The organism is Blautia parvula (genome assembly GCF_020215665.1).
Classification (GTDB): domain Bacteria; phylum Bacillota; class Clostridia; order Lachnospirales; family Lachnospiraceae; genus Blautia; species Blautia celeris.
Window position 1 is genome coordinate 1,320,164 of sequence record NZ_CP084061.1, and the last position, 24,567, is coordinate 1,344,730.

At 38.7% G+C, this 24,567-nt stretch carries 19 protein-coding genes and 2 pseudogenes; 1 reads left to right on the plus strand and 20 read right to left on the minus strand.

Annotation, left to right across the window (positions count from 1 at the left end; all coding sequences use genetic code 11):
• Positions 1-14: 14 nt before the first annotated feature.
• From LC508_RS06275 to LC508_RS28715, 4 genes and pseudogenes are all read right to left on the minus strand, one after another.
• Positions 15-1,439 (minus strand): YfcC family protein, encoded by a 1,425-nt coding sequence (locus LC508_RS06275; protein ID WP_103733091.1) that lies wholly within the window; start codon positions 1,437-1,439, stop codon positions 15-17.
• Positions 1,440-1,454: 15 nt separating this feature from the next.
• Positions 1,455-3,005: an amidohydrolase gene (locus LC508_RS06280; protein ID WP_054351153.1), complete on the minus strand. Its 1,551-nt coding sequence runs from the start codon at positions 3,003-3,005 to the stop codon at positions 1,455-1,457.
• Positions 3,006-3,229: 224 nt separating this feature from the next.
• On the minus strand, positions 3,230-3,691 hold the full coding sequence (locus tag LC508_RS06285) for a GntR family transcriptional regulator (protein WP_225305388.1): 462 nt from the start codon (positions 3,689-3,691) through the stop codon (positions 3,230-3,232).
• 54 nt (positions 3,692-3,745) lie between these two features.
• Positions 3,746-3,955 (minus strand): annotated as a pseudogene (locus LC508_RS28715) (GntR family transcriptional regulator); the annotation flags it as partial.
• Between the two features lie 28 nt (positions 3,956-3,983).
• Here LC508_RS28715 and LC508_RS06295 point away from each other — a divergent pair.
• Positions 3,984-4,100: pseudogene (locus LC508_RS06295) on the plus strand (IS66 family transposase); the annotation flags it as partial.
• 715 nt (positions 4,101-4,815) lie between these two features.
• On the opposite strand, the gene LC508_RS06300 reads toward LC508_RS06295, so the two are convergent.
• The 16 genes from LC508_RS06300 to LC508_RS06375 all read right to left on the minus strand — a co-directional run bounded on the left by LC508_RS06300 (position 4,816) and on the right by LC508_RS06375 (position 24,408).
• Positions 4,816-5,529: a metallophosphoesterase family protein gene (locus LC508_RS06300; RefSeq protein WP_033140446.1), complete on the minus strand. Its 714-nt coding sequence runs from the start codon at positions 5,527-5,529 to the stop codon at positions 4,816-4,818.
• 41 nt (positions 5,530-5,570) lie between these two features.
• Entirely contained in the window at positions 5,571-5,735 is a 165-nt protein-coding gene (locus LC508_RS06305; RefSeq protein WP_103732198.1) for a SymE family type I addiction module toxin, read from the minus strand.
• Positions 5,736-6,106: 371 nt separating this feature from the next.
• Complete coding sequence (locus tag LC508_RS06310; RefSeq protein WP_054351150.1) at positions 6,107-8,542, minus strand: restriction endonuclease-like protein; 2,436 nt, start codon at positions 8,540-8,542, stop codon at positions 6,107-6,109.
• Entirely contained in the window at positions 8,517-10,286 is a 1,770-nt protein-coding gene (locus tag LC508_RS06315) for an McrB family protein (RefSeq protein WP_052099248.1), read from the minus strand. The genes LC508_RS06310 and LC508_RS06315 overlap by 26 nt, the downstream gene beginning before the upstream one ends.
• Positions 10,287-10,327: 41 nt before the next feature.
• Entirely contained in the window at positions 10,328-10,903 is a 576-nt protein-coding gene (locus LC508_RS06320) for a hypothetical protein (RefSeq protein ID WP_033140448.1), read from the minus strand.
• Between the two features lie 4 nt (positions 10,904-10,907).
• Entirely contained in the window at positions 10,908-14,165 is a 3,258-nt protein-coding gene (locus LC508_RS06325) for a helicase-related protein (protein WP_103732197.1), read from the minus strand.
• A 3-nt stretch (positions 14,166-14,168) separates the two neighbouring features.
• Positions 14,169-14,819 carry an adenosylcobinamide amidohydrolase gene (locus tag LC508_RS06330; RefSeq protein WP_033140450.1) on the minus strand — a complete coding sequence of 217 codons (651 nt, stop codon included), beginning with the start codon at positions 14,817-14,819 and terminating at the stop codon, positions 14,169-14,171.
• 3 nt (positions 14,820-14,822) lie between these two features.
• Complete coding sequence (locus LC508_RS06335; RefSeq protein ID WP_118594114.1) at positions 14,823-16,298, minus strand: ATP-binding protein; 1,476 nt, start codon at positions 16,296-16,298, stop codon at positions 14,823-14,825.
• Between the two features lie 172 nt (positions 16,299-16,470).
• Positions 16,471-18,018 carry a MutH/Sau3AI family endonuclease gene (locus tag LC508_RS06340; RefSeq protein ID WP_033140452.1) on the minus strand — a complete coding sequence of 516 codons (1,548 nt, stop codon included), beginning with the start codon at positions 18,016-18,018 and terminating at the stop codon, positions 16,471-16,473.
• Positions 18,019-18,079: 61 nt separating this feature from the next.
• On the minus strand, positions 18,080-19,465 hold the full coding sequence (gene dcm / locus LC508_RS06345) for a DNA (cytosine-5-)-methyltransferase (protein WP_033140453.1): 1,386 nt from the start codon (positions 19,463-19,465) through the stop codon (positions 18,080-18,082).
• Between the two features lie 83 nt (positions 19,466-19,548).
• Positions 19,549-20,976: a Sau3AI family type II restriction endonuclease gene (locus tag LC508_RS06350; protein ID WP_033140454.1), complete on the minus strand. Its 1,428-nt coding sequence runs from the start codon at positions 20,974-20,976 to the stop codon at positions 19,549-19,551.
• A 1-nt stretch (position 20,977) separates the two neighbouring features.
• Positions 20,978-21,460, minus strand: a complete 483-nt coding sequence (locus LC508_RS06355; protein ID WP_033140455.1) for a very short patch repair endonuclease — start codon at positions 21,458-21,460, stop codon at positions 20,978-20,980.
• A gap of 31 nt (positions 21,461-21,491) precedes the next feature.
• Positions 21,492-21,833 carry a nucleotide pyrophosphohydrolase gene (locus LC508_RS06360; protein ID WP_033140456.1) on the minus strand — a complete coding sequence of 114 codons (342 nt, stop codon included), beginning with the start codon at positions 21,831-21,833 and terminating at the stop codon, positions 21,492-21,494.
• Positions 21,834-21,854: 21 nt separating this feature from the next.
• Positions 21,855-23,438 (minus strand): DNA/RNA helicase domain-containing protein, encoded by a 1,584-nt coding sequence (locus LC508_RS06365; RefSeq protein ID WP_103733102.1) that lies wholly within the window; start codon positions 23,436-23,438, stop codon positions 21,855-21,857.
• Positions 23,439-23,450: 12 nt separating this feature from the next.
• Positions 23,451-23,648: a helix-turn-helix domain-containing protein gene (locus LC508_RS06370; protein ID WP_033140458.1), complete on the minus strand. Its 198-nt coding sequence runs from the start codon at positions 23,646-23,648 to the stop codon at positions 23,451-23,453.
• Positions 23,649-23,751: 103 nt separating this feature from the next.
• The gene (locus LC508_RS06375) at positions 23,752-24,408 is read right to left on the minus strand and encodes a TetR/AcrR family transcriptional regulator (protein ID WP_103733101.1); all 657 of its coding nucleotides are present in this window, start codon (positions 24,406-24,408) and stop codon (positions 23,752-23,754) included.
• Between the last annotated feature and the right edge of the window lie 159 nt (positions 24,409-24,567).

The window sequence follows — 24,567 nt, forward strand, 5'->3', positions numbered from 1 at the left end:
CGATATATCATAATTTAAAGGCCTGCTGATATTGTACAGAATGCAATTGCAAGTACTGCAAGAATAATCCATACTTTCCAGATTGTTTTCCACCACTGTGCAAAGGAAACCCGGCACACCGCAAGTCCTGCCACTGTTGTTCCCGCTACAGGGCTCAGCAGATTCGTAAGCTGATTTCCGTACTGCAGTGCTGTAACTGCCGCCTCCGGATTTACGCCGTGAAGATCGCAAAGCGGTGCCAGAATCGGAATAGAAAGTGCAGCCAGTCCTGAAGAGGACGGAACAAGCAGTGTCAGCAGAGACTGAACCACATAGAGTACAGCTGCAAATACAACGTTATTCGAATTTGCCACCAGATTACTCAAAGCATTCAGAATCGTATCAATAATTTTTCCGTCCTGAGCCACTACCATAATACCGCTGCAGAAACCAATTACCATAGCGGCAAATGCGATATCCTTAACACCTGTAATAAACTCTTCCGCAATCTCTGTCTCAGTAAGTCCACCGAAGATTCCCATCAGAATCCCCATTCCAAGGAAACACATAGAAAGTTCATTCATATACCATCCAAAATTAACCAGCCCAAACACAACGATGACCATACCGATCACGAATGTTGCAAGCACCAGTTTCTGGCGAAGTGTCATATTCTGATTAAAATCAACATCTTCTCCGCCCATTTCCTTTCTCTTGTGCAGATCATCCTGAAATGTAATTGAATTTTCAGGATTTTTCTTAATTTTGATAGCACGCCATGTAACAAATGCAATGATAACTGCCATCATAATTACCCACTGGATCATACGGAAAACCAGCTGCGGATTTCCCTGAATCCCGGCAATTCCCTGTGCCACTAGCACGCAAAACGGATTCACTGTTGATGCCGCATATCCGACTGTCGCCGACAGACAGACTGTCATAAATGTAGTCATGGAATCATACCCCATTGCAAACATTATCGGCATAATCAGCAGATAAAATGGAACAAGTTCGTCCGACATACCGAATGTACTTCCTCCCAGACCGAACAGGGCCATCAGGATCGGTATGATCAGCACATCCTTTGAACCGAGTTTTTTAACAACTTTCTGAATTCCCATATTCAGCGCGTTTGTCTTTGCCATGATCTGGAACACTCCGCCAATGATAAAAACAAAAGCAAGTACCTCTACCATTGACTGAATGCCTTTTCCTGGAGCCATCAGCACCTCAGTGATTCCCTGTCGGAGACTCGTACCATCTTCTGTGATTTTTGCAACAGTATGATAGGTTCCTGCAACTGCGACTTCTCTTTCGCCTGTAGAAGTCTCCATGATCGTCCTCTCAAATTCACCGCTTGGCAGGATCCAGGTGAGGATTGCCACAACGATTATCAGGAAGAAGATCAGAGTGATTACATGAGGCATATGTATCTTGAATTTTTTCTTCTCTGCCATTACTCTCTTCTCCTTTTATTTTTTATATACCGTCTTTCCGTCCATGATTGTCATAACTACGCCTGCGCTTTTTACATTTGCAGAATCTGCGTGAAGAAAATCTCTGTCAAATACTGTAATGTCTGCAAGCTTCCCTTCTTCAAGCGTTCCGAGCTTATCTTCCATAGAAAGGTTTCTGGCTCCACCGATGGTCCATGCTTTCAGCATTTCCGATACTGTAATGGTATTTTCCGGCTGGAACGGAGTATCCAGACCATCCAGATATCCGCCGCACGAGTAATAGATTGACTCCGGCAGACTTGTGATCAGAAGAGGCAGATCCGTCGCCCCGCTTAATATCATACCAGAATCCTGCATCTTCCTGCGGTTCCAGTAATTCTTTCTTCTCTCAAATCCGATTGTTCTGCTGATATTATCAAGCAACACCTCCGCAGGATCCAGTGACATGATTTGGAAATAGAGTTCTGCTGTCACCCCCAAAGCTCCAAGTCTTTCCAGATCAACGGGATCGGTAAATTCCATGTCCGTAATGGCATGGCGGTTCTTCAACTGCCCGTCTTCCTTTTTACACTTATCATAGATCTGTGTGATCTTTCCTACTGCACCGTCTCCCTGTGCATGAAGAGACCATCTGAAATCTTCCGCATCCGCAGCAAGTACGTCCGCCTCAATCTCATCATAAAGAATATCCAGCGTACAGGTAAACGTCTGTCCCTCATATGGCTTTTTGAGATCTCCCTTATTTGCCGCAATGGTCCCGTCCGTCATCCTGTTAAATCCACTGAATCTTACCTTGTCTCCTGTAAACTTTTCTCTCATCTTTCTTGCATAAGGAAGATTCATTCTTTGTCCTACCGGCTGGGACATGAAGAAGAATCTGAGATGCAGGTCTTCGGAATCTTCCATTTCCTTCAGGTAATCCGTAAATCCATAGAAATCATCGAACCCCATCTCCTTTACCGTTGTTACGCCCCGGGAATTCATCATTTTCATGTAGTCTGAAAATTCCTTTTCAATAAACCCACGGTCATTCAGATATTCCCTCATAATGCGGTAATAGCTTTCAGGATAACAACTCTCCGGCGTAAATCCGTAAGTCTCTCTTGCCTTCCGGTTCATAATACAGGTTGATCTGTCAGCCGCAAAAAGGATAACCGGTCTGTCCGGATACTCTGCTTCCAGCATCTTTTCACCTTCTGCCTGATTCCATTTCTCCGGAATCCAGCCATGACCCAAAATTGCGCCCTCTGACCCCTTCCCGCCCTCATAGTTCTGCAGTGTCTTCAGCCCCTGCCCATTGTCCGTCACATCAGACATATCCGCGCCGACATGAAATACTGCATATCCGGTGAAAAACGTGTGTGTGTCTGTAATCCCCGGCATAACAAGTTCCTCATCAAACTGTAGGAATTCGTCTGCTTGATCTGTGATCTCCTGCGTTGGAGCCCCGGTTCCGGCTTTGACGATCACATTGTCTTTCAGACATATATAACCTTCGTATGAATCGTCTCGGACGCTGTCAAACAGGTGCTTTGCAGCTATCACCTTTGAGAATTTTTTCTCCATTTCTCGTTCCCTCCTCTCTTGCTTTTGATTATATCATCTTATAACGTTATAATACAATATGACCTTTCCGGTGCATTAGAACTTTGTTAGTAATAAATATTTTTAAAATCAATTTTTTGTAGTAAATAGACAAAAAAAGAGCTTAAAAACAGCATTTCTCATTTTGAAATGTCTCGCTTATAAGCTCTTCTCACTTTCAGATATAACCTTTATAAACTACCGGTTCAGATTGAAATCCGGTATCGTCCGCCCGCTATGATCTCATAGCTGATATACAGCGGATTTTCCTCTTTATCATTGATATAACTGGTCAGAATCATAACCGGTTCACCAGTGCTCATCTTCAGATATCCCGCAATCGACTGAGGGATCATACGCACCTCCACCGTACTGCGCCCTTTCTCGGATTCCTGTACATTGTATTCCTCGCTGAGCATGCGGGTGAACGATCCGCCTTCAAGACGTTCCGCCTGCAGATCCGGCACTCGACTTACCGGTATGTAGATATGTTCATATATAATCGGCAGATCATCCGCCGACAGGACACGTTCGATATGGTACAGGCGGGAATCATCCTGAATCTTTAGAAATTCCTTCTGCCAGTTCTCCGCATCCATGACCGTGCAGGAAATGATATGAGAGGACGGCCGTCTTCCATTTGCTATACAGGCCGCGGAAAAACTCATATTGTTATCATTTTCAATCTTCCTATAAATCCGTGGTGCTTCTACAAATGTACCCTTGCCTTGACGTTTTACTAAAACTCCTTGAACACAGAGTTCTTCAATTGTTCTTCGAACAGTAATCCTACTCACTTGATAAAGTTCTGAAAGTTGAATTTCCGTAGGAATCTGATCTCCTGGCTTATAACATCCGCTCTGTATCTGTTCTTTTATTTTCTTCATTAGCTGCATATATAATGGTTGTTGTGAATTTTTATCAAGTTCCATATACAATTGTCTCCCTTATCCTATAATAAATGCAGCCGAACGTGCTATCAAAAACTTTGCAGTGGGCCGCCGCAACTGGCTGTTTTCAAAGAGTATCCGTGGGTCAGAGGCCAGCGTAGCCGTATACAGTATCACAGAAACCGCCCTTCTGTTACAATTAATGGTTTCGGATTAGCAAAGAAGTATTTATAAAATATAAATTGACTATACGCTCTTTCTCTTCCATTAAGATATGCGATGCATAATATATAATAAAATATACATAAGCATAATACAGATTGATAGAGAGCATATCTTCCTACCATTTTCGTCAACACTTGCGAAACACAAGTCCATAATCTAACCACACGTTTATATAATCAAATTTTATCACGAATAGTAATCATTCTCAATACAATTATTTTGCACTGGAAGTACTGAAAATAATTAACAAATAATCGTCATACCAGAACGCCTTTCAAAAGTTGTAAAATCCCTTCTACCATCCAAAAACCTACATAAAATAAGGAAATTTAATAAAAATGGCAATTCCTGCCATGGCAGACGAATAGTATTTTTATCATGTTTGCATTTCTCCTTATATATTAGTTTTTCCTTGATTTTACGGGGGGTACCGAATTCCCCCATTTAAGGGACACTTGCATATTAAAAGAAGATATACATTTTTGCGTTATCTCTCTTGTCCTCTACAAAGAATCAAATTATGACAACTGTTGTATTCTTTCTTTATAATCCTTAATCACCACATAAATAATATTTACCCTATATGGTCTATAAAGATTGTTTTATTTAATTCCTTTGAATATATATCCATTTCACTTAAACTGATTTTCCATAGCACTTTCCTTTCTATCATTCGCTTAATTTATAGTATTAATATTTCCGCAAAATTCTTCCACATTCTGAAACATTATCTCCAGCCTATCAATCTTCTTCTCCGTATGATAATGCCCACAATACCACTTCTGATATTCCAGCTTGTCCTCTATCCCATCTAGCCATTCTTCCGTAGACTTATCTACTTTGCTCTGGTCAACGCCTGGCAGGAACACTTCCACCGGCTCATATTTCAATGGTGTGGTATGACTCAGCACCACATCCACCTTCCACCCTAGTTTATCTAACTGAGCTTCCACATACTTCTTTATTTCCTCTGATGGCTGTTCATCTTCCCACCAGCCGTAACCGTAAATCAGCCGGAACATTTTATCAATGCTGTACGCTCCACCCATGACAATCACCTGCTTCCCATCCAAATCAAACACTTCCCCGTCTTTTGCAAACAACAGATGTGGATATTTTTCTTCATAGTAAACCGTACCGCCGTGCCAGCTTTTTTCTTTATAACTGTCTATCGTATACGGTCTCTGCTCATGATTCCCATGAATGCAGAAAAGCGTAATCGACAGAGATTCCAGAAATCTTTTCTTTAAACTATCCTGTTTCTGTCCGCTGAAATTTATCCCAGCATCTCCAAGTATAATCAATATATCTTCACGACTGGTCTTTAGCCGCTCACAAAATTCTTCTATTCGTCCAAATTGTCCGTGGGTATCACCTGTTATGTATATCATTTCCAATTCCTTTCCGGATGCCCGCCCTTGGACGGCTCCCTTTATTTAACCATATCATTTCCCTCTTCAACCAGAACTGTCACCGGAGTATCCTTTGTAAATACCCCGTCCTCCAGCCATGCTCCTTTTAACATAATCGCTGGTGTCGGCTTATAATTATATCCGGACTGCTCACAGACTTTCAATGCCCATTTATCTTTCTTCATAATTTCGGCCATCCTTTCTGTATATTTCGATAACACTGCACCATTTGCACGGTATTTTAAGACTCTTACGCAGAATTCTGTCCTTAGTGATTTAAAACTTTGACCCCATTTTTCCGGAACAGCGGTTTCACCGCATCGGTATACCCATCTCTCTGAGAAGGTTCCTTCTGGATGCTTTTGTCTCCTGACTTTTACTTGAGCGAATAATATCCATATTTTCCTGTATAATACAGACATCATTCGCTACCAGAATATCCATTATTTTTCTGAGTTGTTCCTCAGTTTGAATGACTTTATCTGGGCTATTTTCAATTACGGCATTCTGCTAAGATAAGAAATTTTTCTCGTGCTTTTTAATCCATATCATAAAGCTAGCTCAATTTGCTCATGCAGCTTTGCAGCATCCTAAATGTTGCATTCGGATGCTTGTTAAATTCTGCAACATTTTCACTCTTCACGATGCTTCCATCACGAATGATATGAATCATGTCACTCTCAATCAAAACTTTCGTCTCCCCAAACTCAAATGCAGTGGATCCCTCTTCATCCAAAATTCGGGGATCTGTTCGTCTCTTTAATTCTATAAAGAAACGATAATCCGCCTCATTGCGCAAACGCAGTTCTGAGTATGTCTTTGCGGTACTCAGCAGAAAATAGTTTGTATAAGCAACCGGATTAGGTCCGCTCTCTTCCATGGTAATGATTTCCGGAAGTTCATGCCATTGTAAGACTTCAAACACATGATAATCCTTAGAACTATGTTTGCTGGCTCCGGGCAACTGTGACCGTTTTCTCTGACTGTAAGATATGAGTTCTCCGTAGTACCGAATACCGGAGCCTTTTTCATATAGCGCTACATACCGTATTGGCAGGTTCACTTTATCAAATCGACGAGTCCAGTACAACTTAGATTTCAGGAACAGCTGCAGGTGGTCCGAATCTGTAACAAGACCAATCAGCACATCTCTCTTATTCCAATCTACAGTACGAATACGCTCCTCCATACCTGCAGGAAGAGTCGCTCTTTCAAACGCTGACTCGGGTGAATCCGTAATCAGATCGTCCAGCAACTTTGTAACAAGTGAAGTTGCACTTGGAAGAAACGGCAAACCGCCAATGTTGACACTTTCTATGCTTCGGTAAAACCTATGATTCTTATATACTTCCTCCTCTGCATATGGAAACAAAATATAAGCGCCGAACATAGTTTTCTCAAAAGTAAATCTGGAATCCGGATTCTCATAAACAATAGAATCACGATAACGATGCATCGTATTGATATCATCCACTTTGGGACCTGGTTTGGTATCCGGATAAAATGAGCTGTCTGGATTCATTTCAATGCGGTACTTCGCATCAAAAACATATTTATAGGCATTCTTCGATCCTCGTTTTTCAAGTTCAAGAACATTATCCGGACGCTGATGCACTGTCTGAGTCTTTGCCTCAGAAGGATTGTAGGTAAGATAGAACCTTTCATCGATTTGGGTATTTACGAATGTTATCTTCGAAGGCTTTCCCTTGACCAAATCTACTGTGACCCCCTTCCGATCAACCTTGATAATATCCGGTGATTTCAATTCATATCGCTCTTTCAGAATGGCATAAAGCTTAATGAAACACCAATATTCATAGAGCTGCGCAGTTTCTCTTACAGACATTCGGAAGATGTCGCCACCAACAGAAATGCCATTCTGTAGCATCAGATAATACTTGTACAGTTCACGATAACCGGGAGCCATACCGAATACAAGTGACATACTTTGTGCTGCACTGTACTCAGATACATCCGCCAGAAACGAAGAGGCAAGAATACGCTGCAGTTCTCGCTTTATTCTGTATGCCTTATCCAAAATCGACCGCTCAGGTTTTTGGGTGCTCTTGATATATCTTTTCAGGAAATCATCAATGTGTCGTATGGTGGAACGCAACATGAACTTGACCAAACGGTTTTCCTGTGTATCATAGGTAATCTGCTTGCGCACAGAAAGCACACGCTCCGCCAGAATTCTTGTCCCCCCCTTTCTTATGTATTCAGGATGCTTCTGTAGCCACTTTTCAGAGTTTGAATCTGTTCTCCGTGCTTTATAATGCGGAACGACTTCGTGGATCGTTACCAGTTTGTGATGGGGAACAGCAACGATTCGATTTACCGACTGAAGATATTTGCTGCATATTGTTTCTAAAACAGTAAAAAATACGGCCGACACCTCGTTCTTTTTATGGTTCGGAACGAACACTTGATAAGTCTTCTTCATAAAGTCGAGGACACTTTCACTGATCAGGTCATTAATGTCCGCCATCATTTCTTGATAATCCTCTTTATAATTGACCTTAGTGGGATAGACTTCTATCCGAATGGAAATTACTGTCTTATTATTTGCAGCTACATTGAAATCGCAAAAACCGACATTGTTTCCGAAATTAATAACTCCGGACAATAATGATGCATCATCGTCAAGCACCCGGCAAATTCGTTCTTCAATTAGATTGCTGTTACTAAAGAATTCAAGCGCTTCTCCATTTCGAGCTTTTATGGTGACAACATAATCGGTCTGCTCAAAGAATAACGGTTTTACTTTGAATTCATGCACCGCCATTCCTTCATGGTCAAAATATTCCTCTGACATTTCCTGTACAGGAACACTGATTCGTTTTATATCTGAAGCAACGACTTTCAGGGAAGAAGACGCATCACCGTTTACCACAGCACCTGCATTCTGCTTCCCTTTCGTTTTTATTACTATATCAACATACGCTGTTCGGACCTCTAATAACTTATCAGAGCCAGTAGGAAGTGAAACCATCGTCTTCAAACCTCGTCATCATATATCCAATCTTCTTTGCGCTTTCCGGATATTTTGCAGTATATGCCATAACTCGCATCTGCTCGCCAACATTACCTGTATCTGCATCAATTCCGGAAGCAGAACCACTACAGAACTTAAAGAGATCGATCAATAAAGTTTTAACTGTAAAAGAACTGCCCTGAATCCTCGGCAGGATTTTCTGCATGATCTGGTTATCCATTGCCTGATTATATGTAAGCAGTTCTCCTGCCTTCTTATTATTCAGCATATAGAAAACAATCTCATCACGTACACGGAAGCCTACATTAGCATTTGCCTTGGCAAGAAACTTGTTCATTTCCTGAAGTTCCACGCAAACCTTCTGTACAAAATCTTCTTCCTCTGCACAATCAATAGCCAGAATCAGATACTCTGTGCACAGGAAGCTGTTAGATAATGCCTGTGGTTCAACTGTACCAACTGTACGTTTTTGTGGAATCAGATCCACATAGTTGAATTCTATGGTATTGGCACGATCCAGGACTTTCTTGCTGAATGGGAAGGTCGTTTCATCCATATTGACGGTACCGACAACATAAAGGTTATCCGGAATTCCACCTTCATACTGTGCTATGCCTTCTGTTTTGATTCTACCCTCACTCTTATAACGAGACTCGATAACTGACAAAAAATCACTCAGATAATACTCCACACGTGCCAAGTTCATCTCATCGAAACAAAGAAATACGGGCTTGTCTGGATTTTCAACAGCTGCATCAAAAGCACTGCAGACAGGACCCTGAATAAAGTGACCGTTAAGGTCTGTATGTCCGAAAAGGTCACTGCCATCGCTCCAGTCCGGCCGCACAGATACAAGCCTATAGTCAGCTCCGATGGCTTCCGCAAAGAGTTTTACCAAACGAGTCTTTCCAGTACCGGAAGTACCGGCAAGAATAACAAAAGGCTTGCTCTTCAAACTGAGGTAGAAGTTTTCAACCATGCCATCAGGGTAATCGAATCCTCGATTAAAAATATAATTTTTAATTTCAGTAACTGCCTCCTTCGAGCTAACAATAGACTTCAGACCAGGCATAGGCTTCTCTCCTTCCTTTGACTTTGGTTTTGAAGGTTGATGTAACTCGAAAAGTTCATCATAATAACTAACCAACTTTTCTGCTGCACCTAGCAGAGACTTACACAGAGCGGCATCGTTAGTGTAATCATCTTCAGTAATAATGTAGGAAATCTGAACCTTTTTTAGCTTCATAGCCTTTACTACAGTGTTATCGCGTTCATCCAATATACGAAATTCAGATTCGTTATTGCCTCCAGACACATATACGAGCATTGGATCAAGCGGGACATTAAGTAAGCCTGCATAAGTTGTAATATCGCTTGTAGAAGCAGCTGCCATTGCTAATTCAATGCTCAGACGAAACCGGAGAAAATCGTTTCCTTTTTCAGCAAATAACGACATGCTGATTTGGCTATCTTTATGCTCTTTGCGCTTCATTTGACACCATAAATAGCTTACATAAGTGCCGCTATTTTGCCATTGCGTAACCTTGTCATGTTCAAACGAACATGATTTCTCAATGATTTCCACTAGCTCTGTAAATTGCGCTCTTGCAAATTTTCCAGCCTCACTTCCAGAAACCATATAGTCACGCTCTTCATTTGAAGAGCATTTATCAAGCTTCTTATATTGATTTCCTCCATATTTTTTTAAAAATGACAAGATTTTCAGATAGTTATCAACCATTTTGCGGTACCTCAAGTTCTAATTTTAAATTATATAGTCAATCATTGTCTAGTTGGTATGGTCAAATCTCGATACCGTTCTTTTTTCAATTCAGCCTCAACATCTTTCGACGCACTAGTAAGCGGTGTAAGCTCTCCAATCAACAAAGGAATATCCAATGCCCCATAAAGAGACAGAATCTCCTTCTCCAATTTTTCAAACGAAACGATTGCTGCTGCATCATTAGGTGAGATAATATTCAGTGTCTTTCTATTAGCGGCAAGAATCACAGCTTGTTCAATGCCTTCCTTCTTACAAACTTTCAAAGCGTCCAAAATATCAGACCCTAGACTCATCTGATGTCTGAAAGTAACCCTAATCCATGTTTTTTCTTTTATGAAATAACCCGAATCGCCATCCCATCCATGATAGTTAAAACGTTCAACCAAAATCTCATTCAAATAACGCTGCATTCCTTTAGGAGCACTCTTTCCAGCTTTGATTTTTGCATCTCGCTCAGCTGAAAAACGAACAGAAGCATCTTTCCATACATTGCTACTGATTATTTCTAATGCTTCAGATGTTTCATCTGTTAGTGTTGGTTTTGTCCATGGAGGAGCAAGTAATCGAGTTTTCATAAAATCACATCCTTCTCAAAGCCCAAAATTCCGGGCATTTTTCTAGTTCAGTATCCACGCTATAGCTTAAATCCAAGTTTTTACTATTAGGCAACATAATAGGCCTCCCCTGAAGTTCATCACTTGTACTAAGCTCTTTATCCAAAAGAAACTCTGTTATTGATTCATGCTTGATCAGAATCTGATTTCCGCCATCTTTAATCGCAAAAGCGATATCTTTTCCATGCTCATCCTGAAGGATTTCTATTCTAGAATCAGTAAAATCTATGAATTTCCATGGTATTGATGTGAGAGAAATACTCTCTTGCATACCGTCTTTAGCCGTCAGGTCAACTATCGTACCATCTGGCATCTCATATTGAACAATAATTCCATCTAGTAATTTTCCGCGAACAGGAAATATGTTATTGCACAGTGAAATCAGATTTTCTCGCATTCTTCTTGTCACAGTTACAGCCGATGTTTGTGACCATAATTCTTCCAGCGCACGTCTTTGAACAGAGTTACGAATCTCTTTTAACTCTGCTATTCCCGTAGCATCCTCATCCTTATCTTCTATAACGGCATCGCGAATCTCAGTTGCAACGATTTCTGGAAATTCTCCTATAGCCAAATTTGTCTCTTCGAGACGTCGCTGTATTCGATGGTACATCCGTGCCTCTATACTATTAGGATACCAAACATTATAAACATCAACTTTCTCAGACACTTGACCAAGTCTTGCAATACGACCAATTCTCTGCTCTAATCTAGCCGGAGTCCAAGGCACATCGACATTGATCAACACACGGGCTGCTTGCAGATTTAAGCCTTCAGATGCTGCATCCGAGCAAAATACGACCTTCATTCGTCCGGAGAACAAAAATTTTTTTATTTCAGTTTTACTGCATAGTGTTTCTGTACCGTTTTCAACAATTATAGATTTGTCACCGGTATAGATGCCGTAAGCATACTTGCTGTTAGCTCCAATACGAGCAAATTCGTGTAATAACGCATCGACAGTGTCTGTATATCTTGAAAATAAAAGAACTTTATCATCCTTCTCCAAACACCTGAGCGCGATTTGAATTGAACGCACGATCTTCAAATCGCCAGAAGCCTTCAAAAGGGTATCCACTTCTTTTAGCAACGATGATAGCGCTGTTGTTTCGATGCCAACACTCCTACGTAGAGCCACCACATCTAAATCTCCACAATCAATTTCATCTGTACCTTCAAAATCAATATTCAGCAAATCATCCAATTCAATATCGTCTGAACTTGAAAGGATACCGAATGACTGGCCAAGTGTAGAGAACTTTTTCAGATGCTCATCTAATTTATCCTTTAGCTTGGTGATTTTTTCGTATCTACGTTCTAAACTCTTTTTACAGGATAAGAGAGAAGAAGCCATTCTCTGTTGATAACTAACTCGTACAAATCCTATTGACCTAAATTGGTCCGGGTATAAGACTTGCTCAACCTGAAAACAATCATTCGTTAAATACTGATCTAGTTTTATGTAAAACAACTGAACTCGCTCGGAATCAGTAACAGATTCTTCAATAAGATTTCTGGTTGGAAACTTGTATCCAACATTTGATAATGCTCTACGAGTATTTCTGACTGTCAGCAAATGAGCCGGATGAAGTTTGATGAATGCAGGCCTGAGTATATTCCAGTTGTTTTGCACCATTTTACCCAGTTCGTATTGATCCGCAGTATCCTTGATATCAACTATCTTCTCAACTGCAATCGTTTCTTCTTTTGTAAGACGGCTCATATCTGGTTTCATCGACGAAATTGTACTGAGAAGTAGCTTTGCAACACTGGCCGCATCTGAAATATCTGGTGTCTCAGCAATCGCGATAACTTTTAATGAAGTTGTATAATTACGTGGTTTTTGCCAAATTTTAGGCAACCCCAGTAATTTTAATATGGCATGATATTCACTTGCTTCTTTTTGCATAGGTGTAGCTGTGGCAAGTATAAGATGTGGAATCTTTCGAACCACGCTTTCTAACATAGAATACATGCGAGTCTTCTGTGAAGTTCCTGCAATAGATTTGCTTATACGCGCAGAATGAGCTTCATCAAGAATCAATAAATCAGGCAAAACGCATCCAGGTTGTGAAAATAGGTCCTTATTTTTTCCACTACCGCGAGCAAACTGTGCTGACATAAGTACAATACCTGGAGCCCTCTTCCCTAATGGATTGTCAGTACCAATACCGATGCTCTTACCAAAGCAGTCATAGTATGCCTTAGAGCTAGAATTATACAAATATGCATTTATGTGAAAGTGTTCAAAGAGTTCGTCTTGCCACTGTTTCAAAACTGATTTAGGCGTTAAAATGACTACTCTCTTGATGCCGCAATATTTTACAAGAAAGTTCATCGTTGCAGCGACTTCAAACGTTTTGCCGAGTCCCACTTCATCAGAAAATAATACACGCACAGGCCACCTTGAAAGAGCGTCAATCACAGCTCTTTCCTGATGCATATATAGTGCTGGAATATCTCCTGAAACAAAGTAATTAGCGAGCATTTTAGAAGCCGCAGAAAGAATTTCAGCAGAACCATGGCAAACTTCAACACCAGACTTAAGTGAAGCATAGTCCTTACCCAACGCCTCTTTAATCATTTCTGCAGTATCTTCTGTAATATCTAATACGTCCGCTTCTTCATGTTTATTGTTCCAAAGCGTTTCAAAAAAATCCTGCTGCGTTTTCACTGCATCCCGTGCTAGCCAAGAAGTAGCGACCATTAGCTGCTCAAAATTTCCCCCAAGCCCACTACCGGTCTCATTCGGACTTCCAACAGCGACCAGTGTATCTTTATCATCTGAAAGAATTAGCGTTTTCGGGTGAAAAATACCATCACCATTAACAGCAGCAGCCTTAATTTCGAGCAACTGATCTTCAACCATCCAAGCGATAGTAGCTAATCGCTTTTTCTTCAAAGAATCCGAAATGGAATTTATTCCTTTTTTAACTTCTTCACGTACTGAAGCAATCTGCTTTGTCAAATATTCTCGTCGCAAGGATGCTTCAACAAATTCTGCAGGTACGCTATGAATCCCTATAATGAGACGCATTCTTCCTTGTTTCTGATATAACGCTTCGATTCCCTGAGAAATTGCCAGCAGAGACTCAACTGTATAAAAACTTGTTACCCTGTCATAATGTACTGATTCGCCAATGGCAGGTAATAAAAAATCTTTTAAAATCAGTTCACCTCTACCGGCATAGCTCAGTTGGATATTGATTTCTTTTAATCCCATAACTTATTTCCCAATTGCGTCCAAGATTCTGTCGCATATCTCTTCATCACCGTCTATACTGTTGCGCTTAATAGCGCCCTTTGAAGACAGGTTCTCCAAAATTTTTAATACGATATCTATCTGCTTTCCAGAAAGAGTTTTTCCGCGTTTTTTCTGAGTCACAACACTTTTAAAAAATTTATTCTCCCACTCAGAAAGTGCATTGAAATCCTGTCCCTTTTTAAGTGCATGTGCCAAATCAGCTCCAGTCAACATTCCCACCATTTGTTCTTTAGTAAGTCCTGCAATTTCCATCATTTGCTGATAAACAAACTCACTATGCGATGTACCATTATTTGAATGTGAATCCTTACTATTCAATAATGCATTTAATGCCTGTCTCGCCTCTTCATAACTAGCGTTCGCTATCAGTGCCCATGTAGTTTTTGGCGGCTCAGCCTTAGAAATCAATTCAATAAGTTCTTCATCTAAAGCACCCAAAGATAATAGCGCGTCCAATTCAGAAGGTGTTGCTTTAACAAACGCAGCTGCAGTAGAAAGATCCAAACCCACAGCATAAAACGCTTCTGAGATTTCGATGATTTTCTGTCCTAAATCTACATCTACGGAATTCCAAAGGTCTTTGATTTTCTCAAGAGCTTGATATTTATCCACAGCTTATTTCATCCCTTCCGTGCGTTTAACTACCCATTCATTTCGAATTTTCAGGGCCTTGGACGCATCATAACTAAGTTTTTCCACAAGTAATCTATAAATAGCATCAGATGTTGCAAGTACTTTCTTTACATCGTCATCAACCTTCTTCTTCCATAAAGGGTGATTCTTAAACAGTAGCACCTGCAATTCTGCAGTATCGTCATCATCACTTTCAGCAAAAATATAGTCAAATGGTGCATGTATACTGCTTCCACTCTCTTTTTCAAGATAAGTAATGATAATTTCTCCTTCATCTTCCAAAGTCAGAGCCTCTTCAGTAACGATATTCTTGATGGTATCATTGATACTTGGCTTCTCGTCTCTTTCACCTTTCTTTGTAGAAGGTTTTTTTTCACCAAAATCCTCCTCACTCACTTCACCATCAACCTCATAATCGTCACGCAGCGTATTAACTATTTTCTTAAGCTCGCTCGGATTATTAATATTTCCTTTTTTGCTCACATTATTTGATGCCGTAACAATACCTTTCAAGTATTCTTTCATATGAGCGGCAACGAACATCCAGTCTTCTGATTGCTGAATACCCTGCTTATAGAAAGTTGCATCCAAAAAGTCCATATTAACTTCACCAATAATTCGGCTTGTCATCAGATGTGCTCTAAACCAAGTCTTGTCGTATTTTTCTACTAGCTGATTATGTCTATAAATATTAAATCCATAAAAACCGTTGTTATGAGTCTGAGAATCCAATGCCATCCAGCCAGTAATATGATATTTGTCTTCCGGCCCAAAAATCTCATCAATTTCGACTTTTGTTCCTTTAATGAAATTATATTTGATTGGCTCCGCATCATTAGTACCAGATTCATCAATAATGGTGATTCTATCGCCATGATCTAGATGAGCCTTAAAAGCTTCTCCCATGTAAGCTAGTATTGCACTTACCATAGGGTTTTTATTTTTTAATCTGCTTATAACAAAAGCAGTTCCATGTCCAGCTGCGCCTAAAGGGGAATTTTCAGAAGGCAGGAAATCTTCAATTTCCACGTCCCATGCATCTGACCCGGCTGGTCGTGTTCCGTAATCATTAATATCAAACGACGTATAATATTCGACATTCCCATCTACTGGTCTGGTATAGATTTCATAATAATTACCAAGGGTTGAACAGGATGTCTTAAAACCCATTCCGAAATGGCCTTTTGCACCTTCTCCTCTTTCAATATATCTAGACATATCTTCGGCAATACATACCGCTTTTTCCAGAATGGAAAATTCCATACCTTTTCCGTTATCAATGACAGTGATCCTTCCATTTCGCACGTCGATGGTTATTGCAAGTTTTTCATCCTGATAACGGGCGTCAAAGCAATTTGCAACCAATTCTCCAATGGCCTCAGGAGTCGTTTGATTTGTTGCACCAATTGTTTCCATCAAACGTGGAGAAGGATAATTTTTCACAATACGCTTGCCCATTTATCACACCTCATTTAAATAATCTTCTGTTTCTATTGATACGATATCATCCTGATGAACATCCAAGATACACGCCAGTTTAAATCTTCAATAGTCTGCACAGCTTGCCATAATTTCTTTGCAAGAAGATGCCTCATCCGTGTCATTATAATTTGGATGCTTCATAGCTTATTCAGCCTTTTTGGTGTTCTCCTAAATATTTCATCTTATTCAGTAGTTCTACAACATAAGTTCCTTTAACCCAATAATTTTGTCGGAGCATTTTTAAGCCATTAACGATCACTTTATCAGTCGCATCTTTTCCTGTTCCACGAAAAAAAATCACATTATCCAATGCTTTTGGAAGATTTGTTTGTAACATCTCAATTCCTGTTTTAGCTGTATAACGAACAGATCCATCTTTTCTCCTCATAACTGTTACTGTTAATTCACCCGTTTGTACTAAACGTTTTGCTTCTTCCCAGGATGCTCTTACCGATGACATAATTTCATCTGTCCCCAATTCCAAGATTTTGAACCCCTCAAAGGTATTCTCACCATAAATAACCTGAGTGATCATTTTCTTTCCATCGGGGCCTACTATCATTCTCGGATGTTCTTGGAATACTGGACACAACAATCTGTAATCATTAAAAAAGCTATAAACATCTGTATCTTCAAATTTTTTTTGTTCTCCATCTATAATTTGAAAATCAGAAAAATCCAAAGGACATGCAGACAATTTCAAGTCTTCTGTCCTTCCTCCATTTTTATTTAAAACAACGATCTGCCCATTTAATCCAAACTTCGCAAGCTGCTCAATCTGAGAAATCTTTTTAGTTCCTCCAAACATTTTTGCAATAATTTTCTCACCGGCTTGTTTACAACTAATGTTATTATCCACACCAAACTCACGACATAACTCATTTAATGTCATACCTTTATATCGTCTTGTATATTCTATACACTCCTTTTCGACATCATTTATACCAAAATAATGACGGTCAGATCTTTCATATGTATTATTGATTGAACTCTGTACGATAACCGTAACAAACCTTGCTCTAAAACGAAACCTAGGTGCATTAGGATATTTCGGAGATGTATCCAAATACTCCAAATTCTTATTCACAACTGTAGAAAGATTAGGATATTCTTTTTTTCTGCTTTCTTTATCTGGATATCTTTTATGAATATCAGCAATAAAATCATGTACTTTTTGCCAATCACTTGCTATAATCACTTTATCATCATCAGTACAATTATAGAAATAGAAATTCTTTACTTGAAAATCCTTATACCCTGCTGCTTTTACCGTCATCTTCGATAGATAATGATAATAAACAAATAAAATCCTCTGTGATTTATGCCAAAATTTAGATGTTTCAAAAGTCTCTTGTTCTATCGTAGGTATAGATACGGCGGTAATACTGCAAGGCTCTTTCGCATACCATAAACCGCGCGATTTTTCCTGAATACCGATAGTCTTTAACTCTACATCTTCATTGTCCACATTCAAATCCGGTATCTGTTTATTATTTGCCTTATAGCCAAACACAGACTGTTCAATTACATCTCCGGCAATACCTGTCACCTTTGGATTCATAACTGTCTTATCAAAAACTCGATTGATATCCAGCTCTTCAAGTGTTTTACCTATGGTAGGAATTAGGATTCCATATACCTGTTCTTTAGTATAATGTGGAATCTCTTCCTGCAGATTTATTTCACGAATACCCATATTCTATTCACTTTCTCATATTACTTAGTTTTCAACCCATAAAAATCCTCTGCTTAAGTTGTTACTCCTGGTCGAAAATAGCATCAAGGGTTCTTTCCATATCCTCAATCAAATTTACTACCAATGCATTCCCCATCATAAAACGTCTTTTCTTAACTGGCATTTCTACAACTTCTTCATTGACCAAACAAAATTTTGTATGATCTGTTGGAAATCCTTGTATACGTTCTGTCTCCGTAGCTGTTAACAATCGGATTCTTCCTGTCTGTTTATCTTTTACAATATGCGTTGTCCTACTAAAACTCCCTTCTGATGTCAGCATGGTACGGGCAGGTTTATCATAACTATCCAACATCGCAATGGCTCCCTCAGAAAAAATATACTCATGACCATTCGATGATTTTCTAGATAGTTTTTTCCCCCCTTTCAAATACTGCCATGTTTGACGGTCTTCTTTAGGTAGCTTTCCCTTTGTTTCGTCACTTCTCGTAACCAATGGATCCGTATAATAAAGCTTTTCTTCTGAGATAAAATAGGATTCATCTACATCTCCTGTTTCCATAATATCTCCTAACGTTATCTGTGTACCATCAAATTTTGGAGTTGTCTTAACACTATATACAACTCCATCTTTCATAATCCCTGTATTTTCAAATCCAAAACTAAAATGCTCAGATAACTCTCCTATCCCATCCGGGAGTTTCGTTATCAAAATTTTTTTATTATCGACATCGTTGACAGGAAATGTTTCAGCAAAGAATCCATCCTTCAGCAAAAGTTTACCCATGCTTATTCTCTGTGCTTCTAAACTATCACTATACTTATATCCAACTTTTTCTTGAATGGTAGTACAGTATTTCATATCATCCCTATAGGCAAAAATAAAGGTACGTCTTCTACGCTGTTGATATCCATAATCTGCCGCATTGATCACACGCCATTCGACCGTATATCCCTGATCTCTAAGGCAAGCCAAAATAATCCCAAAGTCTCTTCCCCTCTGTTTCGCTGGGGATTTTAATAATCTATCAACATTTTCAAGTAATATAAATGGCGGCTGCTTTGCTTCTATAGTGTCTCGTATGGACCACCATAAGATACCTTTTTTTCCTTCTAGACCCTTTGATGTAGCCAATGATGAAGCCACCGAATAATCTTGGCAAGGAAATCCACCAACCAGAAGATTAAAATCAGGAATAGAAGACTTATCAACCTCTTCTATATCGACATTTGTAGTATCATTTCCATTAATATCGTATCTATTGCCAAATCGATATACATAACAATCATGTGCATACTGTGTCTTCTTCTCTGCTGGCTCCCACTGATTAAACCAGACAGTATCCCATTTTTCTTTTTTATTTACATCCTCCAATGTTTTTATATGGTTTAACCCACAACGGAATCCACCTACCCCTGCAAATAATTCACAAACAGTTTTTTTCATTCAAAACACCTCAATCTATTATTTTACATGTAACTATTCCGATTAATTGTATGATAAATATGGGACTTTGTAAAGATCTTTTTCTATTTTTCCAAAAATCTTTTTTCTAATTGACTCAATATGTACGAATTATTTAGCCAAAAGCATTGTTTTGGAAACTCTCTACCGTCTGGTAATTCATAGGTATCTTTAGCATTTCTTGCGTGTGGTCTGACATGACATACTGGATTATCAGATGCTTTAGGAAAATTATTATAATGTTTCCCATTTCTGACTTTTATCTCCAATCCGTCCAGCACTACTTGCTTTGTAGCTTCCCATACTGATTTGACATCACCTTCCAAATCCTTGTATGGAATATTCCAAAATTGACATCCCTTCAACCTTAATTCATTTTCTCCATTATATTTATAGACAACGAACAAAAAACGAGTCTCGCGAAGATAGTTTCCAAAAGTAGATTCATCCCATTCCTCTTCTACTAATTCTTTAAATTTAAACGTAGGAAATGACATATTTTCTCTGATTTTATTATTCTTTTCTATCCTAATCGTCTTTACAACAATATTAGCTTTTTCAAATTCTTCTGCATGATTTCCTTTAATTCCCAGGATTCTATACGCTAGCATTGCTTCCAAATTTTTTGTTTTTTTCTGGAAATCAACCTGAAATTCCTCACATAAGTCTCTGACGGTATACCCACAATATTTATTTATCTTCTCTACGACATAATCCTCAAAAGAGGCTTCCGCCATTCCTTTGATAATTGGTTCATAAGTAATCTTGCCTGGAATGACGTAATTATTCAATACATAGGTCATATAAGAATTCTTAAATGCAAATGCCCTAGGTTTTGCTAACTCGCTACTAAAAGGTTGTTTTCGTCTATCTCTTGAGCTAGACGCCTTTGGAGCTGCACCTAAATAAAGCGTATCACTCTCAGACAATTCATGTGCCTTTCCAGCCTTTATCTTTTCTTTTATGACATAAAAATCATGCTCAATTATCTTGATATCCTGTTCTGCCGGTGAAAACAATTTCACATAACCAATTTTATAATCCAATCTATTTTCAATCTCTTTTCGATACAAATAATAAATCAATAAAATCAATCTTGCCTTTTGCCACATATGGCTTTCTACAAAGGTCTCGTTAACAACTGAATAGTAATCAATCATAGTAAGAATAAGCCTCTCCTTTGCAGATATAGTTCCATTTTTATTCACCTTATATGGTGTTACTTTTAATTCTACCCCTGCTTTGTCAAAATCTGGTTTAGCATCATTATTTGCCTGATAGTGAAAATATCTTTCTTCTATTAATTCACCAAGTCCACCTTTTCTCTTTTTATTTTCATGTTTTGCTTCGTAGTTATTAATTTCTCGAACCACCATGGCTTTTGTGATATCATCGTCTTCACATACCTCTGCAAATGTTTTTCCAACCAATTTTTTTCCATATTCTTCAATTGATATGGGATCCGTCTCATCATACTCTAATATAAAATCCATTTTAAATCTCCTCATCGAAATCTATCTTCTCCATTTGTTGATCAAAGATCACTTCCTCTATCACTTGAACACATTCCTCTGGTTTTTCTAGTATATCTTTCCCCCAAAAATGAATAACCGACCATCCCAGATACAGTAATGCTTGATCTTTTTCAATATCCCTTTCCATATTACGCTGGATTTTTTTCACCCAGTAATCCGGATTTCTTCCTTTTTCCAAGCGGGGCCGTAGAACTTCCCAATCTTTCCCGTGGAAAAACTCACTGTCACAAAAAATTGCAATACGATACTTAGTTAAAACTATATCTGGTCTTCCCGGTAAATTTTTATAGTTCTTTCTATATCGGTATCCCTTTTTCCACAATGCCTTTCTTAATTTTGTTTCAATCGCTGTATCCTTGCCACGAATATGGCTCATGGTTTTATGACTTTTTTCTGTCACTTCTCCATAAAATCTAGGTTCAGTAGGTTTTTTGGTTCCCACTAAAAATCAACTCCTATTATAAAGTACAATATCATTTATCTTTTAATTCCGTATACTTTTCCTTACTTCCAAACGCCTTTTCCACCGGATATTTCTCATTATTCAATTTCACTTTTTCACGAACAATCTCATCCAAATCCAATCCGCAGGCATCTGCCATGAGGATGCAGTAATTCACTACATCAGCAAGTTCTTCTCTGATCTTATCAATCTTATCTGTGCACACCACATCTTCGGCACTCCACTGGAACACCTCCAATAGTTCAGCAGCTTCCAGACTGATTGAAATTGCCAGATCCTTAGGGTTATGGAATTGTTTCCAATCTCTGTCATCTCGGAATTTTAACACTTCGTTTATCGTATCCTGAGTCATTTTGCCATACCTCTTTTCAAATTATACTGTATCAACATACTGTGAAATATATTTTCGTAATTCCTGATCACATACATATAAATAAGAGCCTCGGATTCCTCTGGTCATAAGGACATAATATATGTGCTGTATGTATTCCTTAAGCTCCTCATATTCTACAGTCTTTTTACCATTTTGATCATAATAGTTTTGTGGCCGGATTATAATACTTTTGCTAACCGGATCATAGCCGATTTCTTCGCCAAGAATGATAAAGGCATAATTCAGATCATAACCTTGTGTTGAGTGAATACATCCCACCTCGTTAATCGCTTCGCTTGAATGAACCCATCCCTCTGTACAATGATTCCATTGTTTCTTTATACCCTGAATTTCAATATCATAAACTGTTTTGTCATTCTTGCTGATCCATTCCCAGGCATATCCGGCTGCCATTCTTACAAGCTGTACTTCTTCTTCCTTTTGGTACATCAGTTGATTAAATGCCTTAAAATCCGTCATCAGTTTAAATTCATACTTATCAAATGTTTTCTTTTCTCTGACATTGCCTGATAAAATATTTTTTACATATGCAATATAATCATTGCCGCCATTTACCCGCATCTGTGTCAACAAATTATAGTAGGATATCATACGCTTCGTCTGTTCGATTTCCATCTTCTTATGAAATCTTCTCACATCGATTCCGGATGGGCCGACTACCTGCATTTCATCATAGAAAAGTACCGGGCATTTGCATTGATGTAAGATCCAATCTAATTCATCACTTTCAATTGTCAATCCGATTTTTTCACAGTTTTTCTTAAAAGCGCCCATATATGAAATATTTTTATACTGATGCAGTCGGTGCGCTTCATCTACAAGCAAAATATCATAAAACTGTTTAGTCACATCTGATGGCGATAATACATCTGATGATCTAAGACCGTAAATGCTCTTGAAAATACCTTTCAGTGTCTTTCTGAGAGATGTCTGCGGAACAACAAAGCCAATCTTTTTATCCTTAAACTCTTCACTGTCCCGTAAATACTTGAGTAAAAAGATAGCAACGATCGTCTTTCCGCTTCCCGGCCAGCCGTTTACTACAATTGTCTGCTTCCCATCTTGCTTTAAGGAACCGATTATCTCTTCTACAGCGGTTCTTTGATCACCGTTCAGTTCCTTATATGGTGAATATTTAAATAAATCAGAATTCTCCAGTTCTTCCAGAGAATGCTTTACTATTTTTTCACGCTGTAATCTTCTCCAAAGGACCTGAAACTTTTCATCATACTCTTTTTTGCCATAATATTCTTTTTCAGCCATTCCGGCATTTTTGTTGCGAACCTCGTAAAGCTCATCTGCCGCAATATACTGAATGAGTTTTGACTCATAATCAAATGTAACCGACTGATTAAATTTTGAAGAATAAATAAAATGCACCTTATCAAAAATCTTCTTATCTAAAGAATTATGATGCTGAGACATACGGTTTTTTACATGATTAGATTCTCCAATATAAGCTTGCTTTCCATTATCCAGTATATAGAGCATCGGCCAATTTGACAGATAACTTTCCTCTCCGTATATCTGGTTTTTAAAGTCGCCTTCCGTAATTTTAAACATACTCATCTTCCTTCAAATAATGTCCATAATATCATCTAATTTACAATCCAGGGTCTTGCATATCTTGATCAATACGCCCACACGAACATCTTCATCTTTCCCAAGTTTCGCCATTGCATTGGTACTGATTCCTGCAGCTTTGATCAAATCTGTTTTCAGCATTTTACGTTCTTCAAGGATTTTCCATAATTTATTGTAACTTACAGGCATTGATCTACCCCCATTTTTGTATGATCCATAAGTCATTATTCGTATTTTAACATCTTGCACAGATAAACACAATCAAAGAATTGTAAATTGCAATTTTCAATTATCATGCTTTTCCTATATCCGTCTGCTCCTGAAATTCCTGGTTTGACACCTGCAGATCAAAAGTATAACGAAGAATTTCCTCTGCAAACAAATCCATATATTTTCTCTTTTGCTGTACATTTCCGATACATGAAATATCATTCGCTATTCTGTCTGTAATGATATATATCATCCTGGCTCTGATATAGAAATCTTCCCGCACTTCCGGATAACGCCTCTTCAAAAACATTTCCACCATGGCAATGAAATCTTCCTCTGCCCTGGATATAATCTCCTGTACCCTTGTGTTCTCTTTCGCGATAATAACAGAATCTTCAAAAAACCTATTGGTACCATCAAAACGTTCCAGCAACGAATTTAAATCCTTCAGCAGAAATTCCTTACAAGCAGCTCTGTCTTCAAATGTTGCCAGTTGGTCCAGCAATTCCTTCATCGCCTTACATGAGTTGCTGCAGTAATCCTCTAATAAAGCGCAGTAAATATCACCTTTATCCCGATAATAATTATAGAAATTACCAATAGAAATACCGGCAAAATGGACGATTTCTTTCGTATTGGTATTGTAATACCCCTTTTCCGCAAAAAGCGCATAAGCAGAATCCAAAAGTTTTTTCCTGCTCTCAATAGCCCGCTGCTGTTTCTTACGCTCTGTGCCCATTTTCTTCCCTCCCGTCGAAAATATAGAATATCATTAGTATACCAGTAAGAAAGAAAAAGTGAACCAAAATTCAGAATATATTGACATCTGCTTACAAACAAGATATAATTAACCTGAACTATAGTTCAGTATTTTAGAATAAACAATATTTATTTCATA

What these genes read in the sequence shown, in the direction of transcription:
- LC508_RS06275 (WP_103733091.1), bottom strand. Translation starts at nt 1,439, where the DNA reads ATGGCAGAGAAGAAAAAATTCAAGATACATATGCCTCATGTAATCACT.
- LC508_RS06280 (WP_054351153.1), bottom strand. Translation starts at nt 3,005, where the DNA reads ATGGAGAAAAAATTCTCAAAGGTGATAGCTGCAAAGCACCTGTTTGAC.
- LC508_RS06285 (WP_225305388.1), bottom strand. Translation starts at nt 3,691, where the DNA reads ATGAGTTTTTCCGCGGCCTGTATAGCAAATGGAAGACGGCCGTCCTCT.
- LC508_RS06300 (WP_033140446.1), bottom strand. Translation starts at nt 5,529, where the DNA reads ATGATATACATAACAGGTGATACCCACGGACAATTTGGACGAATAGAA.
- LC508_RS06305 (WP_103732198.1), bottom strand. Translation starts at nt 5,735, where the DNA reads ATGAAGAAAGATAAATGGGCATTGAAAGTCTGTGAGCAGTCCGGATAT.
- LC508_RS06310 (WP_054351150.1), bottom strand. Translation starts at nt 8,542, where the DNA reads ATGGTTTCACTTCCTACTGGCTCTGATAAGTTATTAGAGGTCCGAACA.
- LC508_RS06315 (WP_052099248.1), bottom strand. Translation starts at nt 10,286, where the DNA reads ATGGTTGATAACTATCTGAAAATCTTGTCATTTTTAAAAAAATATGGA.
- LC508_RS06320 (WP_033140448.1), bottom strand. Translation starts at nt 10,903, where the DNA reads ATGAAAACTCGATTACTTGCTCCTCCATGGACAAAACCAACACTAACA.
- LC508_RS06325 (WP_103732197.1), bottom strand. Translation starts at nt 14,165, where the DNA reads ATGGGATTAAAAGAAATCAATATCCAACTGAGCTATGCCGGTAGAGGT.
- LC508_RS06335 (WP_118594114.1), bottom strand. Translation starts at nt 16,298, where the DNA reads ATGGGCAAGCGTATTGTGAAAAATTATCCTTCTCCACGTTTGATGGAA.
- LC508_RS06340 (WP_033140452.1), bottom strand. Translation starts at nt 18,018, where the DNA reads ATGGGTATTCGTGAAATAAATCTGCAGGAAGAGATTCCACATTATACT.
- dcm (WP_033140453.1), bottom strand. Translation starts at nt 19,465, where the DNA reads ATGAAAAAAACTGTTTGTGAATTATTTGCAGGGGTAGGTGGATTCCGT.
- LC508_RS06350 (WP_033140454.1), bottom strand. Translation starts at nt 20,976, where the DNA reads ATGGATTTTATATTAGAGTATGATGAGACGGATCCCATATCAATTGAA.
- LC508_RS06360 (WP_033140456.1), bottom strand. Translation starts at nt 21,833, where the DNA reads ATGACTCAGGATACGATAAACGAAGTGTTAAAATTCCGAGATGACAGA.
- LC508_RS06365 (WP_103733102.1), bottom strand. Translation starts at nt 23,438, where the DNA reads ATGTTTAAAATTACGGAAGGCGACTTTAAAAACCAGATATACGGAGAG.
- LC508_RS06370 (WP_033140458.1), bottom strand. Translation starts at nt 23,648, where the DNA reads ATGCCTGTAAGTTACAATAAATTATGGAAAATCCTTGAAGAACGTAAA.
- LC508_RS06375 (WP_103733101.1), bottom strand. Translation starts at nt 24,408, where the DNA reads ATGGGCACAGAGCGTAAGAAACAGCAGCGGGCTATTGAGAGCAGGAAA.